This window comes from Chroococcidiopsis thermalis PCC 7203, from assembly GCF_000317125.1.
Classification (GTDB): Bacteria; Cyanobacteriota; Cyanobacteriia; order Cyanobacteriales; family Chroococcidiopsidaceae; genus Chroococcidiopsis; species Chroococcidiopsis thermalis.
This window is the reverse complement of record NC_019695.1, coordinates 933805-951749: the sequence shown is the minus strand read 5'-3', so window position 1 is coordinate 951749 and position 17945 is coordinate 933805. Positions and strand designations below refer to the sequence as shown.

Below are 17945 nucleotides of genomic sequence, written 5' to 3'. Positions count from 1 at the left end.
CCCTTGTCCCCCTTGTCCTTTCAGCTCCCTCAGCTCCCGAGAGCATCATAAGCTCTCTTCTCCCTGCCTTCTCCTCTCAGTTCGCTGTTCTAACTATGGTGCGATCGCTGTCATGATGAAACTTCGTGCAATTCTAATAATGACGGTCTATGCCATCCTGGTCGCTATGACAAGCTTGTGGATGGCGAAGCAATCCTATTCTTGGTTTCCGCCAGAAGCAGCAGCAGAAGCAAAGTTGCTAGACGATCTATTCAGTCTCTTTACTGGGTTAGGCACATTCATTTACTTAGGTGTAATTGGACCTTTCCTTTACTCGTTGGTTTTTCATCGAGCCAGTAAGTATGACATGAGCGATGGTCCCCCGATAGAAGGCAACACCTGGCTGGAAATTATTTGGACGGCAGTACCATTAGTTTTGGTGTTAACACTTTCCTTTGTGAGCTATCGGACTTACGAAAAAATGGCGGTGCGGGGTCCGATGGAACTGGTACACTTGCATATGCCTCAGATGATGCAGCCTGCTTACGCCGAACCCTTTGACAGCAAGCCTCAGCAGGAAATTCAGAATGCAGTAGAAACCGCTCCCATCGAGCAAATTGACGTGACCGCTAAGCAATGGGCATGGATTTTCCATTATCCAAAACAGGATATCACCAGCACTGAGTTACATTTACCAGTCGATCGCCGCGTGCGATTTACGTTGCGATCGCAGGATGTGTTGCACGGCTTTTACATTCCGGCATTTCGCCTGAAGCAAGATGTCGTTCCTAACCACGAAATCGATTTTGAACTGACTCCTGTGAAAACTGGAACCTATCGCCTGCGCGATTCGATGTTTAGCGGGACTTACTTTGCCGCAAATCAAGCAGATGTCGTCGTTCAGCCATTCAACGAATATCAACAATGGCTTGCCGATGCTGCCGCTGGGTCGCCCACACCTGCCTTTAATCGGGCTGCTTTTGAGTACAGCCGAGCCAACGATCGCTCTGGGACAACGAAAGACAAGGTAGCCGTTCGCGGTTGGGACACTATCCCACCTGCATCGCCACCTGTAGTAAATTATGCCCCTAAGCACGAACCGAATAGTCCACCTGCCTGATGTAACCAAATAATTTGTAATTCGTAATTCATAATTCGCGATCGTGAGTTTCGCAATTTTAACTTTTGACTTTTGACTTTTAACTTGCTTAATAACTTATGACAAACATCTCGATCGAGGCTCCAGAAGCCGTGCGCGGACAGCCATACCCAGGCGCACCCGATAACTGGAAGCGATTCTTCACCTTCAGCACCGATCACAAAGTCATTGGCATTCAATACATCGTCACATCGTTCTTCTTTTTCCTAATCGGTGGCACGTTGTCGATGATTATGCGGGGCGAACTGATTACCCCCGATGCCGATCTGGTCGATCGCACTGTTTATAACGCGCTGTTCACAATGCATGGCTCGATCATGCTGTTTATGTGGACGTTCCCCGTTTTAGTGGGATTGGGAAATTATCTCGTGCCACTGATGATTGGAGCGCGAGATATGGCATTTCCTCGGCTCAATGCGGTTTCGTTTTGGATGGTTCCTGTAGTAGGCATTCTGATGCTAGCCAGTTTCCTAGTACCAGGAGGTCCATCGCAGTCGGGATGGTGGGCATATCCGCCTGTGAGTTTGCAAAACCCGACTGGCAATCTGCTGAACGGACAGGTGTTATGGATTTTGGCAGTGGCAATTTCGGGGGTATCTTCCATCATGGGTGGGGTGAATTTCGTCACTACCATCTTCAAAATGCGTGCGCCAGGAATGACTTGGTTTAGAACACCTGCCTTTGTCTGGTCGGTGCTGGCAGCACAGTTAATTCAACTGTATGGACTGCCTGCCCTAACTGGAGGGGCAATCATGCTATTGCTCGATCTCACGATCGGCACCAGTTTTTTTGCACCAGAGCGGGGCGGTAATCCCATCTTATACCAACACTTTTTCTGGTTTTACTCCCATCCGGCAGTCTATGTGATGATTCTGCCAGCATTTGGGATGTTTTCCGAAATTCTGCCCGTTCATGCCCGTAAGCCCTTATTCGGCTATCGGGTGATTGCGGCATCATCGATCTTAATTACGGTTGTCAGTGGTTTGGTGTGGGTGCATCACATGTTTGCCAGTGCCACCCCTAGTTGGATGCGGATACTCTTCATGGTGACATCGATGCTGGTTGCCATTCCTTCCGGCATTAAAGTCTTTGGCTGGGTGGCAACGATTTGGGGTGGGAAGATTCGCTTCACCACGCCGATGCTGTTTGCGCTCGGTGGTATTAGTAATTGGTTATTTGCGGGAATTACCGGAATTTTTCTGGCTTCTGTGCCGATCGATATTCACGTCAACAACACTTATTTTGTGGTCGGACATTTCCATTACGTGCTGTATGGCGCGATCGTCATGGGCATTTATGCCGGAATCTATCACTGGTTTCCTAAAATGACCGGACGCATGTATTATGAAGGGCTGGGTAAACTGCACTTTGCCTTGACCTACCTGGGAACGGCGTTAACCTTCCTACCGATGCACCCTGCTGGATTGATGGGAATGCCCCGCCGTGTTGCATCCTACGACCTGGAATTTGCCTACTGGAATGTTATAGCAAGTATTGGCGGTTTTCTGTTGGGGCTGTCTACGCTACCATTTATTCTCAACATGGTGAGTTCTTGGATTCGGGGCGAGAAAGTAGGCAACAATCCCTGGCGGGCATACGGTTTAGAGTGGCTTACCTCTTCACCACCAACCGTGGAAAACTTTGAAGAAACACCGCTTGTGGTTTCGGGTCCCTACGGCTACGGTAGGAACCAACCCTTGGTAGGGAACATTCCCAATCCAGGCTTGACTCAATTTCCTGAATCTCTGACGCAGCAGCAAACATCATGACAGCAGAAAGAGCGATCGCGCAAGATACTGAAGCTAACGTTCGACAGCACCAGGAGCATGACGCAGCAGGCAATAGTAAGTTTGGCTTTATCGTGTTTCTGCTGTCGGAAAGTGTCATTTTCCTGAGCTTCTTTACGGGTTACATTGTCTACAAAACCACTACCCTAGACTGGTATCCACCAGGTGTGACTGGCTTGGAAACCAGAGATCCATTCATTAATACGCTCGTGCTGGTATCCAGTAGCTTTGTCATCTACGTGGCTGAGCGTTATTTACACGATCAAAAACTGTGGGGCTTTCGCCTATTTCTGTTAGCTACTATGGCGATGGGTAGCTATTTCCTCTTTGGGCAAGCTGTGGAATGGCGCAGTTTACCATTTAGCTACCAGTCGGGTTTGTTCGGTGGTACGTTCTTTTTATTAACTGGATTTCATGGCTTGCACGTTCTCACCGGAATTCTGCTGCAAACATTAATGTTGGGGCGATCGTTTATCCCGGGTAACTACGATAACGGTTATTTTGGTGTTGAAGCAACGTCCTTATTCTGGCACTTTGTCGATGTCATTTGGATCGTGTTGTACACGCTAATTTATGTTTGGCAGTAGGAGAGTCCTATGATAATTGACGACCAATACTATGACGTAATTATTGTTGGTACGGGTGCAGGCGGCGGGACGCTGGCGCGCAAGCTGGCATCAACTGGTAAAAAGATCTTGCTGCTCGATCGCGGAGAACTGATCCATCGTGAAAGTTCGGAGTTGGTCGATACAGAAGTTTTTAAAAAAGAGCAATTTCACGCGCCAGAACCCTGGTACGACAACGCAGGAGAACCGTTTTATCCGCAAACGTATTATGCAGTTGGTGGCAATACAAAAATCTGGAGTGGCGTTTTGCAGCGAATGCGCGAACGTGATTTTGAGCAAGTACAGCATCAGGGTGGGGTTTCTCCGGCATGGGCGTTGAAATATCAGGACTTTGAGCCTTACTACACCGAAGCTGAGAAGTTGTATCAAGTACACGGTAAAATCGAAGATGACCCCACTGAGCCACCCCATAGCCAAGCCTATCCTTTTGGGGAAGTTGCTCATGAGCCGATGGTGCAACATATTGGTGACACTCTTTCTCAGCAGGGGTTGCATCCCGTTCATTTGCCGCTAGGGTTGGGCAATCGCGGTAGAACCGATGCTGAAGACACCGGAGTTAGCCCCATCCTCAACAGCGAAAACGTGACGCTTAAAACCTCTGCTCAGGTTGTTTGTCTGCATACCAACCCATCAGGATCTCAGATTAAAGCAGTTGAAGCAAAAATTGGCGAACAGTCCTATTTATTTTTAGGCAATATTGTAGTGCTTGCCTGTGGTGCTGTGAACTCGGCGGCATTGCTGCTGCGGTCTGCCAACGAAAAACACCCTGATGGAATTGCAAATGGCTCCGGTCAGGTGGGGCGAAATTTGATGAAACAACTGCTGTCGGTTGTGGTGCAGTTAACCTCTACCGCTAATTCTGGGTCGTTTTCCCGCACGCTAGGGCTAAACGATTTTTATTGGGGAGATAAAGATTTTCCGTATCCGATGGGTCACGTACAAAACTCCGGTGGCATTTTTCAAGATGTCATTTTTGCCGAAGCACCACCAATTTTATCGGCATTATCTAGGCTGATGCCAAGTTTCGGCTTGCGACAGTTGGCAACTCATTCAATCGGTTGGTGGTTGAAAACAGAAGATTTGCCCGATCCCAACAATCGCGTTCGCTATGTGGGAGACAAACTGCGAATTGATTACACGGCGAATAATGTAGAAGCGCACGATCGCCTAGTATATCGTTGGGTTGATGTATTAAAAAGCGTCGAGCAGTCTCAGCCCAATGTCTTTAACCGCACGACCCATCCGCGCAGCGATATGCCCGTACAAGTTGTAGCTCATCAGTGCGGCACTTGTCGGTTTGGGGAAGATCCGGCAACATCGGTATTGGATCTAAACTGTCGCAGCCACGAAGTGCAAAATCTCTATGTCGTAGACAGCAGTTTTTTCCCTTCTCACGCCAGTGTTAGTCCTGGCTTGACTGTCATTGCAAATGCTTTGCGGGTTGGCGATCGCTTAATCGAGCAGTTGAAGTAAGGCGTTGCTGAATGAAAAATATAGCCTTTTTCAATTCGATGAAATACAAGATCTGTAGGGGCGCACAGCTGTGCGCCCCTACGAATGTATCGCATCATAACGAGAATCGCTATAAAGCAGTTGAGGCTAATCTCTTAGCAAAGTATTAGCCTTAATTGATTAACATCGCGATGATTTTGATAAACCGCTAACCTAATTTTTTTTCAACACCACCACAGGACAATGAGCATAGCGAATCACTCGTTCTGCTACTGAACCGAGAAAAAATCGACTCAAGCCAGTTTTGCCATGCGATGGAATCACAATTAAATCGGCATTAATCTCCTTAGCATAGTCGAGAATCTCCGAACTGGGGTCGCCAACAGCAACGCCAATATGAACTCCTTCAAACTCCGAAGCTTTAAATCGTTTGTTCAAAGTCTCTTTTACGTGCTGCTGGCGCGAGCGATCGTCTAAAGTATTCCACATCGCCCCAGGTTCAGCTGGATGCAGGTGAGACAGAACGTGCAGAACATATAAATGACTTGCATCCTTCACAAATTCTCGCGCTGGAGATAGTGCCGCAAAAGACTCTTCTGAAAAATCGATCGGAACTAAAACTCGGTCTTTCTGTAACCAACTCATGATTTTAAATTGGTAATTGGTAATTGGTAGTTGGTAGTTGCTCCCTGCTCCCTGCTCCCTAATAACTGCTCACTTAAACACGGGCATCTTTCCAGTTTGGAGGCGCTGCATGTAATCTTGTAAATCGGCGGCAACTTTGTTTGACAATAGGAAGCAGCCCAAGATGTTAGGGAAAGCCATGGACAAAATCATCATGTCGCTGAATTCTAAGACTGCACCGAGGTTGACGACAGCGCCGACAAACACGAAGAAAACAAACAGTGCCTTGTAAACTAAAGTGGTGCGATCGCCAAACAAGTATTCCCAACTGCGTTCGCCGTAGTAACTCCAAGAAATCATCGTGGAGAAAGCAAACAGAAAGATGGCGATCGCTAGTACGATTGGAAACCAGCTAATCGCGGAAGCAAAAGCAACATTTGTGAGTTGCGCCCCGTCTGCTTTGGTGTCGGTGTAAACACCTGTAATCACCACTACCAAAGCTGTCATGTTACAAATCACGACAGTATCGATGAAAGGTTCGAGTAATGCCACAATCCCTTCGCGGATCGGTTCTTCGGTACGGGCGGCGGAATGGGCGATCGCTGCCGAACCGACTCCTGCTTCATTCGAGAAAGAGGCACGGCGAAATCCTTGCACCAATACCCCAATAAATCCTCCGGCGAGCGCTTGTGGGAAAAAGGCTTCTCGGAGAATTGTGCCAACTGCACTGGGAATCTGAGGTATGTTCGTCAAAATAATGAATAAAGAGGCGAGGATGTAGATCAAGCACATTGCTGGAACCAGTTTCTCAGCCACCGAACCAATCCGCTTGATGCCACCAATAATCACTAAAGCAACTAATACAGCCATGACTAAACCGTAGAGCCAGTTTCGCCCCTGCAAAAAGGGTATGACTCCCGATACCGCAGCAAAGGACTGGTTTGCCTGGAACATATTGCCACCACCGAAAGACCCACCAATGCAAAACACAGCAAATAGTGGTGCTAGCACTTTACCCAAAGGACGCAGTCCCAGTTCGCCCAAGCCACGCGATAGGTAGTACATCGCCCCGCCGGAAACGCTACCATCCGGCTTGACAATACGATACTTCTGTCCCAAAGTACACTCAACGAACTTACTGGACATCCCTAACAACCCTGCGACAGTCATCCAAAACATTGCCCCAGGACCGCCTAACTGAATGGCGATCGCTACCCCAGCAATATTTCCTAAGCCCACTGTTGCCGATAGTGCCGCTGATAGCGCTTGAAAATGAGTGACTTCTCCTGCTTCTGCTGGATTATCGTAATGTCCTTGCACGACAGAAATCGCGTGACCGAAAGCACGGAAGTTGATGAAACTCATGCGGATTGTAAAAAATACCGCACCAATAATCAACCACAGGACGATAAACGGCATTCCGCCAATGCTAAAGAACAGAATTTGAGACAGCGCTGCTACTAGATAGGAAAAGATAGCATCAATTGCCCCTAAGATTCCTGTCGGCTTACCGTCAGCAGCGTAAGCCGTGCTAGGTATGGCTAGTAACGCTAAACAAAGCCAAGGATATTTTCTCAGCCAATTTAAAAGCTTATGGTGATTCATCAGCGTTTCTTAATTGTGAGTGTTAGCAAAAAATCCTTAATTTTAAGAAAATATAACTTTAGGTCGCAATTAAACTGTTCTTAAGACACAATTTTTTAGCATTTATCAAAAATAAGCTGTAGTATATACTTCCAAAGATAGATATATTGCGATGTTTGGGAATTAGTCACTGGTAGTTGGTAACTGGTAGTCAAGCGTTAGAATTACTTAAGTACTTGACTAATAGATCGCTCTCACAATTCACTCGTACGGGCGGGTTTCACCGCAGAATTTCCAGTCCTAGACTCGGTATTCTCAACATTAAACCCGCCCCTACAACTCACGACTCACTTTTAATATGCCAACAGCTTTGATTACTGGTGCTTCTGCGGGAATTGGTGCTATTTTTGCCCATGAGTTAGCTTCTCGACAAACGGATTTAGTTTTGGTGGCTCGTTCCGCTGATAAATTGCAACAACTGGCAGCTCAGTTACAAGCACAACATCAAATTCAAGTCTACGTCCTCGTCCACGACCTAACTGTACCAGAAACAGCTACAGCTATATACAATACGGTAACGGAAAAGGGATTAGAGATCGATCTATTAATCAATAACGCTGGCTTTGGAGATTATGGCGATTTTGCCGAACGAGATGGCGATCGCCAAGTCAGAATGGTACAGTTGAATGTTTTAGCGTTGGTAGACTTGACTCACAAATTTTTACCAGGAATGCGCCAGCGTCGATCTGGAGGTATTATCAATCTTGCTTCTACTGCTGCATTCCAACCGATACCTTACTTTTCTGTTTATGCAGCTAGTAAAGCTTTTGTCCTCAGTTTTAGCGAGGCATTGTGGGCAGAAAATCGCAAGTATAACGTGAAAATTTTAGCTGTTTGTCCTGGTCCAACAGACACAAAATTCTTCCAAGATGCTGATTTTCCCTCTACTTTTTCAGAGACGATCGCTAAAAATTATATTTCACCTCAGCAAGTTGTCAAAGAATCACTTCAAGCTTTAGAAAAAAACCGTTCTTCGATCGTTCCGGGACTGACAAATAAAATTAGTGCTAATGCTTATCGATTTTTACCGCGCCAAGCTTTAGTCAGTTTAGTTGGAAAAGTGTTTAAGCTTAGTTGAGTTTTTGTTGTCAGGGAACAGGGAACACTTAATTCCGAATACCCGACTACTCGAATTATCAATAATCTATTGCCAACTACCAACTATCCATTATCAATTACCGATTACATATACCGCGTTAATTGGACGCGATAGCGCTCTTTTTTCGTGACGGCGACTTCTCCCACTTCTAATCGTCCTTTGCCGCGAATAGCGATTAAATCTCCAGTTTTGACTTGAGTGCTGGATTGGCTCATTTCTTTCCAGTTAACGCGCACGTCTCCACCTTCGATCAAATCTACCATTTTGCTGCGGGACATCCCAAACCCAGCAGAAGCGATCGCATCTAATCGTAAAGAGGCTTCTACTGTTGTTAATTCCTTTTTTTTCGGTTCTTTAATTCTTAATTCGCTCAGCTCGATCTGCTGAATTTTGACGGGAACGGAACGCACTTGCTTTAAATTCATTGCTAAGAATTCTACTAATTCTGGTACAACAATTGCTTGCGCTCCCCGTTCTCCCAACACAATAATATCGCCAGTTTTGTCCCGTACAATTCCCGTGCCTAGCATCGCCCCTAAAAAGTCGCGATGGGTAGCAGTATCAAATAGAAAGTTCCCGGCAATATCTATTGCTGCTACTGTCACTTGGGATGAATCGAGAGGGACTTCCGCACGAGCGATCGCTAATCGTTGCCGTTCTGCTTGAGGATAACCGCCCCAAGCTACTAATTGTACGTCAGTCAAACGACTAAAAATTTGCTGACTCTCAGCTAACTCTGGGGGCGATAAAAAATCAGTGAGTACCACTTCCCAAGTTTTGATTGCTTGCTCTGCTAGATCGATAACACGAACGATAGCTTCTCGATTTTCTACACCTTTTAATAAGTCTTCTCTCGGCAACATCTTAATTTTCTAACCTTTAGTTGGCTATATATGTTCTATATTGTTTGACACTTATTGTTATCTGCATAAAATCCAACTGCTGTCATTTCTTTTATTTTTGGTACATGTGTTAGCAGCATAGACTTTGCGAGAGGCTAAAACTCGATCGTGTTTCGATCTCCAGCCCGTTTTCCTATGCAGATATCCTAACACTAGTCATCTGTTACCAACATTGCATTTGCTCCTTACCTTCACGAACAGCACAGCTCCACTCTTTTCGCCCAGATAGTTCTATGTTATATTTTACACAAATATTTCTTGCGTAAAGAATAGATGTTAACAGCAAAAAACTCAATTCTATTCTGTATCTAGAGATACTTTTATCGCAAGATAAAGAATATGATAATTGGACTGTTTGCAGTATAAAATATTTCTCAAGTCTTTCTAAGATTAAGTAATTATGGCGTTGGTGTTCTTCAGCGATCGCCATCTGGGTGTAGCTCATCGCGTCTAAAGATGCAGACCTTGAAGCGGCGAGCATCATTGGACATGGACTGATTATCGATCTTCTGGGTGCTATAGCAGTTCTAAATGATTTGTAAAGTAGGCTTCTAGCCTGCGGCAGGCTTCTAGCCTGCTCCACGTTCATGAATCAAATAGGATTGCTATAGCACTCAGAAGTGAGTTGAGTTTGTCTTGATTTTCTTACAATTCTACTAAATCAAAAAGATGAAAAGAATACTATTTTACGATGATGGCTCCGGCTTTGGCGGTCATAGTATTTCTGCTATAGATGCAGTTAAATACTTACTAGAAAATACCAACCTCAAGGTTGGATTTATGTTTTATCAAGGAAATCAAAGACTTTACGATCGCTTAACTTTACTAGTGCGAGAATTTAAGTACCTCGAACTTTATCCAATAGAGTTCAAAGCAGCAAGATTTAGAAACTTAGGAGCATTATTATCGTTTCCCGTAGTTGCTAAAATTGCTCAAACTATTTCTATTATCAAACCCGATGTAGTCATTGTCGTTCAAGGCACGATCGAACTTAGTTCCCTCGGTTTGCTAGCAGCGAAAAAAGCTAACCTTAAAGCAATTAGCTTTATCCCGCTAACACAATCTTTATCGTTAATGCAAGGCAAACTCTCTAAATTAAGAGATTTCATTAATTTGCATTTTTACAAATTGCCAGATGCATTTATTACGACTAGCGCTCAGGCTAAATATAACTTAGTTCAGCAGGGAGTTAAATCAAAAATTTCTGTAGTATATTACGGTCCCGACTTAAGAGTATGGCATCGACAGGAGCGAAACATATCTCGGCAAAAATACGGCATAGATAACAGCGATTATGTAGTGGCTCTAGTTGCTAGAATCGAACTCAAACACAAAGGTCATGACTTTCTCATTACCTCAATGGCAAAATATGCCAGTAAGCTAGAAAATATCAAATTACTAGTCGTAGGTGATGGCTCAGATGAAGAGAAGTTACAAAAACTCATTCAAACTTCTGGTTTAAGCGAAAGAGTCAAAATTATTCCTTGGGGAAATGACTTATCATATATCTACTCTGCCATAGACATGCTCGTCATTCCCTCTCGACTAGAAGGATTACCATTAGTCATGTTAGAAGCAATGTACTATGGTTTGCCAATAGTTGCTTCTAGCATAGATGGAATGTTAGAAATTTTACCTCAAGAATGGTTATTTAAATTTGGTGACAGTGAAGCTGCTATAGAGACTTTACTGCGAGTTAAAAATAGCGACAATACAGAGTATTTGTTAAATCATAAAAAACGAATTATGACAGAATTCAATCTCGACGAATTTGGCAAAAACTTCTACAAAACTCTTTGTGAAGCACAGATAGAGACCAAGGATTAAAAAACCACAGTAGAGACGTTACATGTAACGTCTCTACACTGACAACTGAATATCAGCCAGTCGTTTCAGCATAGCCTTGGATATTTTCTGGTTCAAATCGACGTAGTACGCTCGTTGCTTGTCGAAGTGTGCCATCCGTGCCTTTAACAACAATTAAATACTTACCTGCATTGAGACGGTTGCGATACGGCAAAGCATCGCCACTACCAAACACCAAACCAGCGCCACCACCAGCAAATAGGCTCCCCATACCACCAGCCACAGCACCTAGTAAACCACCAATGACATGATTGCCGATTTCACCCGCCCAAGCAAAGGTATCTAGACCAGACAGCACGCTGAAAGCAGCTCCAGAGGCAAAACCAAACGGTACGAGCCAGAAAGCCATCAGTTTTGCTTGCTTAGCAGCTTGCTCGTTGGGATCGATCAAGCCAAACTCATCTGCACTTTTGTATCCTCTACCAAGAATAGTAATGCGATCGGTAGGTATACCTTCTTTTTCTAAAGCTACAGAAGCTGCTTCTGCTTGAATGCGATCGGGTAACACGGCGATAAGGTAATTCATGGAAGTTGGGGACAAGGGGGACAAGGGGGACAAGGGGGGACAAGGGGGACAAGGGGGACAAGGAGGACAAGGAGAATTTAGAATAAATTTCTTCCCTGCTCCCTACTCCCTACTCCCTGCTCCCTGTTAACTGTTAAAATATCGTACTGCGGCAGCGAATTACCGAAAGCACAACTTAACCTAACTAAAGGCAACCCTTGAGCTGAGAGTAACGCGCTACTGGAATCACCCCTGGTCTTGTGTATCGCTGCTGTCGCTCAAAGCGAGTAGATAAACAAATTACTCACACGAGCAGACAGTTCACTTATCATTAATAGTGCCTTTTTCCCACTGGATTCCTATCGTTAATCATGGCTAAAGTTCTCGTATCTGACCCAATCGACCAGGCAGGAATTGATATTCTTTCCCAAGTTGCTACTGTTGACGTAAAAATCGGTCTAACACCAGAGCAGTTTGTACAGGCGATCCCAGAGTATGATGCGTTGATGATTCGCTCTGGTAGTCGCATTACTAAAGAAATTATCGAAGCTGGGCATCAACTGAAAATTATCGGTCGTGCTGGTGTGGGCGTAGATAATGTAGACGTACCTGCTGCCACCCGCCAAGGAATTGTCGTCGTCAATTCTCCCGAAGGAAATACGATCGCCGCTGCCGAACACGCGATCGCGATGATGCTGGCATTATCGCGTTACATTCCCGATGCAAACGCTTCTGTCAAACGCGGTGAGTGGGATCGCAAAACCTTTGTGGGGGCAGAAGTCTACAAAAAAACCCTTGGCGTGGTGGGTTTAGGAAAGATTGGTTCCCACGTTGCTACGGCGGCTAAAGCGATGGGAATGAAGTTACTCGCCTACGACCCATTTATTTCTACCGAACGAGCCGAACAGTTAGGTTGCCGCTTAGTCGAGGTAGACATCCTACTACAAGAAGCCGATTACATTACGCTGCACATCCCCAAAACCCCAGAAACAACACATTTAATTAACGCCGAGGCACTGGCTAAAATGAAACCCAATGCTAGGATTATCAACTGTGCTAGGGGTGGCATTATCGATGAAGCGGCGCTAGCAGAAGCACTTAAGGCGGGTAAAATCGCAGGCGCGGCTTTGGATGTCTTCGAGGAAGAACCCTTGAAGGAATCGCCGCTAAGAGCATTAGGAAAAGAAATTATCCTCACCCCTCACCTCGGCGCTTCGACCACAGAAGCACAAGTCAACGTAGCGATCGACGTAGCAGAGCAAATCCGCGATGTCTTGCTAGGCTTACCAGCCCGTTCTGCCGTCAATATCCCTGGACTCAGCCCCGATATTTTGGAAGAACTCAGACCGTACATGCAACTTGCCGAGACTCTGGGTAATTTAGTCGGTCAGCTGGCTGGGGGACGAGTCGATCTACTCAATGTCAAACTGCAAGGGGAACTTGCTACTAATAAGAGCCAACCATTGGTTGTTGCTGCCCTGAAAGGATTGCTTTCTCAAGCACTGCGAGAAAGAGTCAATTACGTCAATGCCAGCGTCGAAGCCAAAGAACGGGGTATTCGGATTATTGAAACGCGAGATGCTGCCATTCGGGATTATGCAGGTTCCTTGCACTTATCAGCCAAGGGTTCGATGGGCGAACATTCGGTGACGGGGGCGCTATTAGGTGATGGCGAAATTCGCATTACCAACATTGACGAATTCCCGATCAACATTCCTCCCAGTTCGCACATGCTATTCACGCTCCACCGAGATATGCCAGGAATTATTGGTAAACTCGGTTCCCTGCTGGGTAGCTTTAACGTCAACATTGCCAGTATGCAAGTCGGACGCAAAATCGTGCGCGGCGATGCGGTAATGGTACTGAGTTTAGACGACCCCCTGCCCGATGGGATTTTGACTGAAATCACCAAAGTTGCAGGCATTCGCGATGCGTATACAGTAACTTTATAGCAATTAGCGATTAGCAACTAGTTGCTAATCGCTAATTGCTAACCGCTAACTATGGCAAATCACTGGTGGGAAATTCAAATTGTGTGCGATCTAGACCTAGAAGAGACGATCTTCTGGCGACTAGAGGATTTTGGCTGTCGTGGGATGGCAAGCGAACGGCAGAAGAATGATGGTAATGTTTGTTTGGTGAAAGCATATTTGCCACAAGAACAAGTAAAGTTACTTGACTTAGCTGCCCTTTCGCTGTGGTTGCGACAGGATGCCTTGCTGGTAGGATTAGAGCTGCCCAAAATGCAGTGGCATTTAATCGATGAAGAAGACTGGGCAAGCAGTTGGAAACAGTACTGGCAACCGCAGGAAGTGGGCGATCGCATTTTAATTTATCCTGCTTGGCTACCAGTGCCAGAAAAATCTGAAAGACTTTTGCTAAGGCTAGATCCTGGAACTGCTTTTGGTACGGGTAACCATGCCACAACGCAGTTATGTTTAGAAGCCTTAGAAATGCGCTTGGACGATCTTGCCAATTCCAGTCGAGAAGACTTAGTTATTGCAGATATTGGCTGTGGCTCTGGTATTCTCTCAATTGCAGCAATTTTACTTGGTGCTAGCCGAGTTTATGCTGTAGATACAGATATCATGGCAGTCAACGCCACCCACAGCAATCGACAACTCAATCAAATTTCTGCCGATCGCATAATTGTAGGACAGGGTAGCGTCAACACGCTGCCTCAAATGACCCAAGCATCTTTCGACGGCATTGCGTGCAATATCCTAGCAGATGTCATCATTCAATTAATTCCCCAAATTACTTCTGTTTCTAAACCCTCAACTTGGGGCATTCTCAGCGGCATTTTAATCGACCAAGCCCAATCGGTAGCCGATACTTTAGAACATTATGGCTGGACTGTAGCAACTCTTTGGCGACGCAAAGAATGGTGTTGTTTTAATGTGAGACGGTCTTAAATGACCAATGACAAAAGGGCAATTCCTGCCCTATTTATTGTTTATTTTCTCTCAGGGTTTACAGCGCTGCTTTATCAGGTAGTGTGGCAGCGAATGCTGGGATTGTTTTCTGGATCTGATGTGCGATCGGTAACGATTGTGGTTGCCTCCTATTTGTTAGGACTGGGTGTAGGTGGCTGGCTGGGTGGCTGGATTAGCGATCGCCTCAGTAACCGTCAGGCAGTACAAATCTATAGTTGTTGCAATTTTGGAATTGCTATTTTTGCTGTTTGCAGCCGCTTTTTATTTTACGACTTGCTGTTTCTGCAAGGAAAATCTTTGGCACAATCTCCAGCAATGATGTTGGCGATCGTGTTTGTTAGTTTATTAATTCCTACTACCTTGATGGGCGTGTCGCTGCCTCTAGTAACGAAAGCAACTAGCCGTCATGCAAAGGGTGCAGCAGCTCGAATTGGTCTGCTATACGGTTTAAATACGCTCGGATCGGGGCTGGGAACGCTCGTTTCTGGTTGGTATATTATCGGTACTTTTGGATATGAAAAAACAGTTTATTTCGGTGCAATTCTAAGTACTGTAGTGGGAATTATTGCCTGGTCTATTTCTCGTCAGTTTCAGCCTAGCTACCCTGTATTAGTTGCATCAAATACGGCAAATGGAGCGCTGCGATCGCGTTCTCTATGGCAGTGGTGTTTTTTGGTCTTTCTTTCCGGTTTTGCAGCAATTTCTTTAGAGATTATTTGGTTTCGGGTTTTAGATACAGTATTGCAATCGATCGCCTATACATACGCTCATCTTCTCGCGTTTATTCTGATTGGTAATGCCTTAGGAAGTATTGCAGGATCGACAACAATTCGATTCATTCGTCAACCTCAAAAAGTCTTTTTTGCGATTCAAGCTGGTATAGCTGCTTATGCGCTAATTTCTATCTGGCTGATTAGCATTTACTACCAATCTCATCCGACAGATTTACGTACAGATATCGGCTACATTGACTTAAATAATATTACTTCTATTGTCATCTTGAGATATGTAGTCATACCTTCGGTTATGCTCGTATTGCCAAATTTCTTACTGGGTTTTTATTTTCCCTTAGTACAGAAAGCCGTACAAACAAAAGATAGCCAAATTGGACAGCGAGTCGGTTTCATTCAAGTCGCAAATATCTTAGGCAATACTACAGGTAGCCTGCTGACGGGATTGGTGCTGTTGGATAAGTTCGGTACGGCGGGTTCCTTGCGATTCATTGCGTGGTTGGGACTGGGATTTGCCCTGCTATGTTTCAATCTGAGGAGAGATAAGCTTACGAGTATGCTGGCGATCGCCCTGGCTGTCATCATTGCTGTATTTCCCAATAATACCCGTCTCTGGGCTGCTCTACATGGCATTCCAGCCACACAATATTTCCTAGCTGCTGAAGATTCAACAGGTGTAGCCGCCGTCACAGAGGTAAACGGACAAGGGACTTTACTCGCCAGCGGACAAGCGCAAGCCAGTTTCCCTTACATGCAAGTTCACGCCCTCCTGGGCAGTTTACCCGCACTGATTCATCCCCATCCCGCCCAAGTCATAATTATCGGACTGGGTTCGGGGGGGACAGCTCATACAGCAGGAGTAAACCCTGCAACCCGGCAAATTAAAGTCGTAGAGTTACTTGGAGCTGAGTTGACAGTTTTGCGTCAATATGCTCAAACTCCTAACGGTCAGCCGCTCAAATACTTATTTGAAGACCCGCGTTATAAATTTATTGTCGGTGACGGACGGCAAGAGCTGGAACTATCCCAACAAAAATTTGACATCATTGAAGCCGATGCGATCTATCCCTGGCGATCGCGAGCTGGTATGCTCTACTCGCAAGAGTTTTTTCAAGCCGTGCGATCGCACCTCGCCCCAGGTGGTATGTTTGTGGAATGGAACGTAGGTTTAGGCACAGCGCAGACGTTCCGCAGCGTATTCCCTAACGTAATTCAGTTAAGCATGAGCGGCGATTTACACGTTTTAATTGGCAGCGATCGCCCCGTTGACTTCAATCGACAACGGCTATTAAATAAACTAGAGGACGCATCTGTATTGAATTTTTTAGCAAAAGCAAGCGTCAATGTCGAAGCAATTCGTCAAGATGTCAAAACTGCCCAGGTCAATTTCTACTCCCACGCCAAAGACGGTCAACCTCAACCCGTAAATACAGACTTGTTCCCGCGATCGGAATATTATTTGAATCAGGGGTAATGGGTAGTTGGTAGTTGGTAGTTGGTGGTTGCTTCCTCAACTTCCTCAGCTCACTGGTGACTGGTCACTGTCTCTGGCGTTTTACTGTCGATATATTCGCGCCAGCGCTTGATTTTACCTGCGACAAAATCGGCAATAATCGCATCGTCTGCACGGTTGCGACGACCTGACGCTTTTTCTGTATCTTCCCAATACCACTCTACGGCAGCGCGATCGCCTTCAATGATAATTTGGCGAATTTCAATTTTGACGTTTGAGGCATAAGTAGCAAAATCTGCTGCTGCTTTGCGGATGGCATCTTTACCTACCCATTTTTGTCCTGGGACGATCAGTTCTCCGTCAGGAGTGAATAAAGCGGCGAAAGCATCTGCATCTCCATTGACCCAGCTATCTCTCGCTTGACGAACGATTGTGCGGATCTGTTCTGGAGATGTAGTTTTTCTCCCTGCTGGGCTGGAATTACTGACATTCATCTGTGTGGGTATACCTGCAAATACTTCGATGCTAATTAAAACAATAGCAATTCCAACCAGAACCGCAATTCCTTTGGAAAGCTTTGCTAACGCTACCCTGTACGATTTAATTTTCACCTGATGTAAGTCGATCTTCATTTATCGAACCATCGAATCCCAGATTGTTTTCGTATCCGCAAACATTTGGAAGCGGCACACCTTGCTATCAACTAGATCGTATACGTGCGCAGCAACTGCACGCAGCGATTTTTGCGTCTCCCGATGGCGACCTACATATGCTCCAATGACAACTACAGAATTTTCTGCATCAAGATAGCGATCGATCTGAAATGAAAACATCTCCCAACGCTCGTTATTGGATTTAAAAACTCCTGCGATGACTGCTTCTGCACCTTGATACGTCTTACCTTGCGGAAATCTATCATTCTGTATCCATGTAAGGTCAGCAGTACAAATTTGCTGAAAAGCATCGTAATCTTTCTCGCGAAAAGCTCTGTATAGCTCTTGAATAACTTCAAGATTTGTCATCGATCGCCTTTTTTCGTACTGTCCAATCTCAATTTAACTCTTGAGAAGGAGAGAGTGCGCGATCGCCACAGTATCGCCCATATAGCAGAGAACAACACTAGGGTAAAAATGTCAACCTGGTAAGTAGATACAGAGAATTAATTTTTGTTTTGTATCTAAG

Annotated in this window: 16 protein-coding genes; 10 read left to right on the top strand and 6 right to left on the bottom strand. The window is 45.4% G+C overall.

The genetic code is table 11. The features are described from left to right. The first annotated feature begins 112 nt into the window (after window positions 1–112). The 4 genes from CHRO_RS04125 to CHRO_RS04110 all read left to right on the top strand — a co-directional run bounded on the left by CHRO_RS04125 (window position 113) and on the right by CHRO_RS04110 (window position 5024). Window positions 113–1099, top strand: a complete 987-nt coding sequence (locus tag CHRO_RS04125) for a cytochrome c oxidase subunit II (RefSeq protein WP_015152926.1) — start codon at window positions 113–115, stop codon at window positions 1097–1099. Between the two features lie 98 nt (window positions 1100–1197). Then, complete coding sequence (gene ctaD, locus CHRO_RS04120; RefSeq protein ID WP_015152925.1) at window positions 1198–2907, top strand: cytochrome c oxidase subunit I; 1710 nt, start codon at window positions 1198–1200, stop codon at window positions 2905–2907. Further along, a complete protein-coding gene (locus CHRO_RS04115) occupies window positions 2904–3512 on the top strand; it encodes a cytochrome c oxidase subunit 3 (RefSeq protein WP_015152924.1) in 609 nt (202 codons plus the stop codon). The genes ctaD and CHRO_RS04115 overlap by 4 nt, the downstream gene beginning before the upstream one ends. A gap of 9 nt (window positions 3513–3521) precedes the next feature. Next, window positions 3522–5024 (top strand): GMC oxidoreductase, encoded by a 1503-nt coding sequence (locus CHRO_RS04110; RefSeq protein WP_015152923.1) that lies wholly within the window; start codon window positions 3522–3524, stop codon window positions 5022–5024. 192 nt (window positions 5025–5216) lie between these two features. On the opposite strand, the gene CHRO_RS04105 is transcribed toward CHRO_RS04110, so the two are convergent. Together CHRO_RS04105 and CHRO_RS04100 are read right to left on the bottom strand one after the other, a co-directional pair. Continuing rightward, a complete protein-coding gene (locus CHRO_RS04105; protein ID WP_015152922.1) occupies window positions 5217–5648 on the bottom strand; it encodes a universal stress protein in 432 nt (143 codons plus the stop codon). Window positions 5649–5717: 69 nt separating this feature from the next. Continuing rightward, the gene (locus CHRO_RS04100) at window positions 5718–7232 is read right to left on the bottom strand and encodes an alanine/glycine:cation symporter family protein (RefSeq protein ID WP_015152921.1); all 1515 of its coding nucleotides are present in this window, start codon (window positions 7230–7232) and stop codon (window positions 5718–5720) included. A gap of 337 nt (window positions 7233–7569) precedes the next feature. Between CHRO_RS04100 and CHRO_RS04095 the strand changes: the two genes are divergently transcribed. Further along, window positions 7570–8349: an SDR family NAD(P)-dependent oxidoreductase gene (locus CHRO_RS04095; protein ID WP_015152920.1), complete on the top strand. Its 780-nt coding sequence runs from the start codon at window positions 7570–7572 to the stop codon at window positions 8347–8349. A 104-nt stretch (window positions 8350–8453) separates the two neighbouring features. Here CHRO_RS04095 and CHRO_RS04090 read toward each other — a convergent pair whose 3' ends face one another. Then, window positions 8454–9233, bottom strand: a complete 780-nt coding sequence (locus CHRO_RS04090) for a photosystem II electron transport protein, Sll1252 family (RefSeq protein ID WP_015152919.1) — start codon at window positions 9231–9233, stop codon at window positions 8454–8456. Between the two features lie 708 nt (window positions 9234–9941). Here CHRO_RS04090 and CHRO_RS04085 point away from each other — a divergent pair. Then, entirely contained in the window at window positions 9942–11099 is a 1158-nt protein-coding gene (locus CHRO_RS04085) for a glycosyltransferase (RefSeq protein ID WP_015152917.1), read from the top strand. A 52-nt stretch (window positions 11100–11151) separates the two neighbouring features. Here the strand turns inward: CHRO_RS04085 and CHRO_RS04080 are convergent, their stop codons facing one another. Beyond that, window positions 11152–11664: a hypothetical protein gene (locus tag CHRO_RS04080; RefSeq protein WP_015152916.1), complete on the bottom strand. Its 513-nt coding sequence runs from the start codon at window positions 11662–11664 to the stop codon at window positions 11152–11154. Here CHRO_RS04080 and CHRO_RS34185 point away from each other — a divergent pair. The 4 genes from CHRO_RS34185 to CHRO_RS04065 all read left to right on the top strand — a co-directional run bounded on the left by CHRO_RS34185 (window position 11663) and on the right by CHRO_RS04065 (window position 16784). Then, entirely contained in the window at window positions 11663–11794 is a 132-nt protein-coding gene (locus CHRO_RS34185) for a hypothetical protein (protein WP_281168623.1), read from the top strand. The genes CHRO_RS04080 and CHRO_RS34185 overlap by 2 nt on opposite strands. A gap of 220 nt (window positions 11795–12014) precedes the next feature. After that, the gene (gene serA, locus CHRO_RS04075) at window positions 12015–13595 is read left to right on the top strand and encodes a phosphoglycerate dehydrogenase (protein WP_015152915.1); all 1581 of its coding nucleotides are present in this window, start codon (window positions 12015–12017) and stop codon (window positions 13593–13595) included. Between the two features lie 51 nt (window positions 13596–13646). Then, window positions 13647–14558 (top strand): 50S ribosomal protein L11 methyltransferase, encoded by a 912-nt coding sequence (gene prmA / locus CHRO_RS04070; protein ID WP_015152914.1) that lies wholly within the window; start codon window positions 13647–13649, stop codon window positions 14556–14558. Further along, window positions 14559–16784 carry a fused MFS/spermidine synthase gene (locus CHRO_RS04065; protein ID WP_015152913.1) on the top strand — a complete coding sequence of 742 codons (2226 nt, stop codon included), beginning with the start codon at window positions 14559–14561 and terminating at the stop codon, window positions 16782–16784. It abuts the gene before it with no gap. Window positions 16785–16834: 50 nt separating this feature from the next. On the opposite strand, the gene CHRO_RS04060 is transcribed toward CHRO_RS04065, so the two are convergent. Together CHRO_RS04060 and CHRO_RS04055 are read right to left on the bottom strand one after the other, a co-directional pair. After that, the gene (locus CHRO_RS04060; protein WP_015152912.1) at window positions 16835–17395 is read right to left on the bottom strand and encodes a nuclear transport factor 2 family protein; all 561 of its coding nucleotides are present in this window, start codon (window positions 17393–17395) and stop codon (window positions 16835–16837) included. Further along, the gene (locus CHRO_RS04055; protein ID WP_015152911.1) at window positions 17396–17785 is read right to left on the bottom strand and encodes a nuclear transport factor 2 family protein; all 390 of its coding nucleotides are present in this window, start codon (window positions 17783–17785) and stop codon (window positions 17396–17398) included. Window positions 17786–17945: the final 160 nt, after the last annotated feature.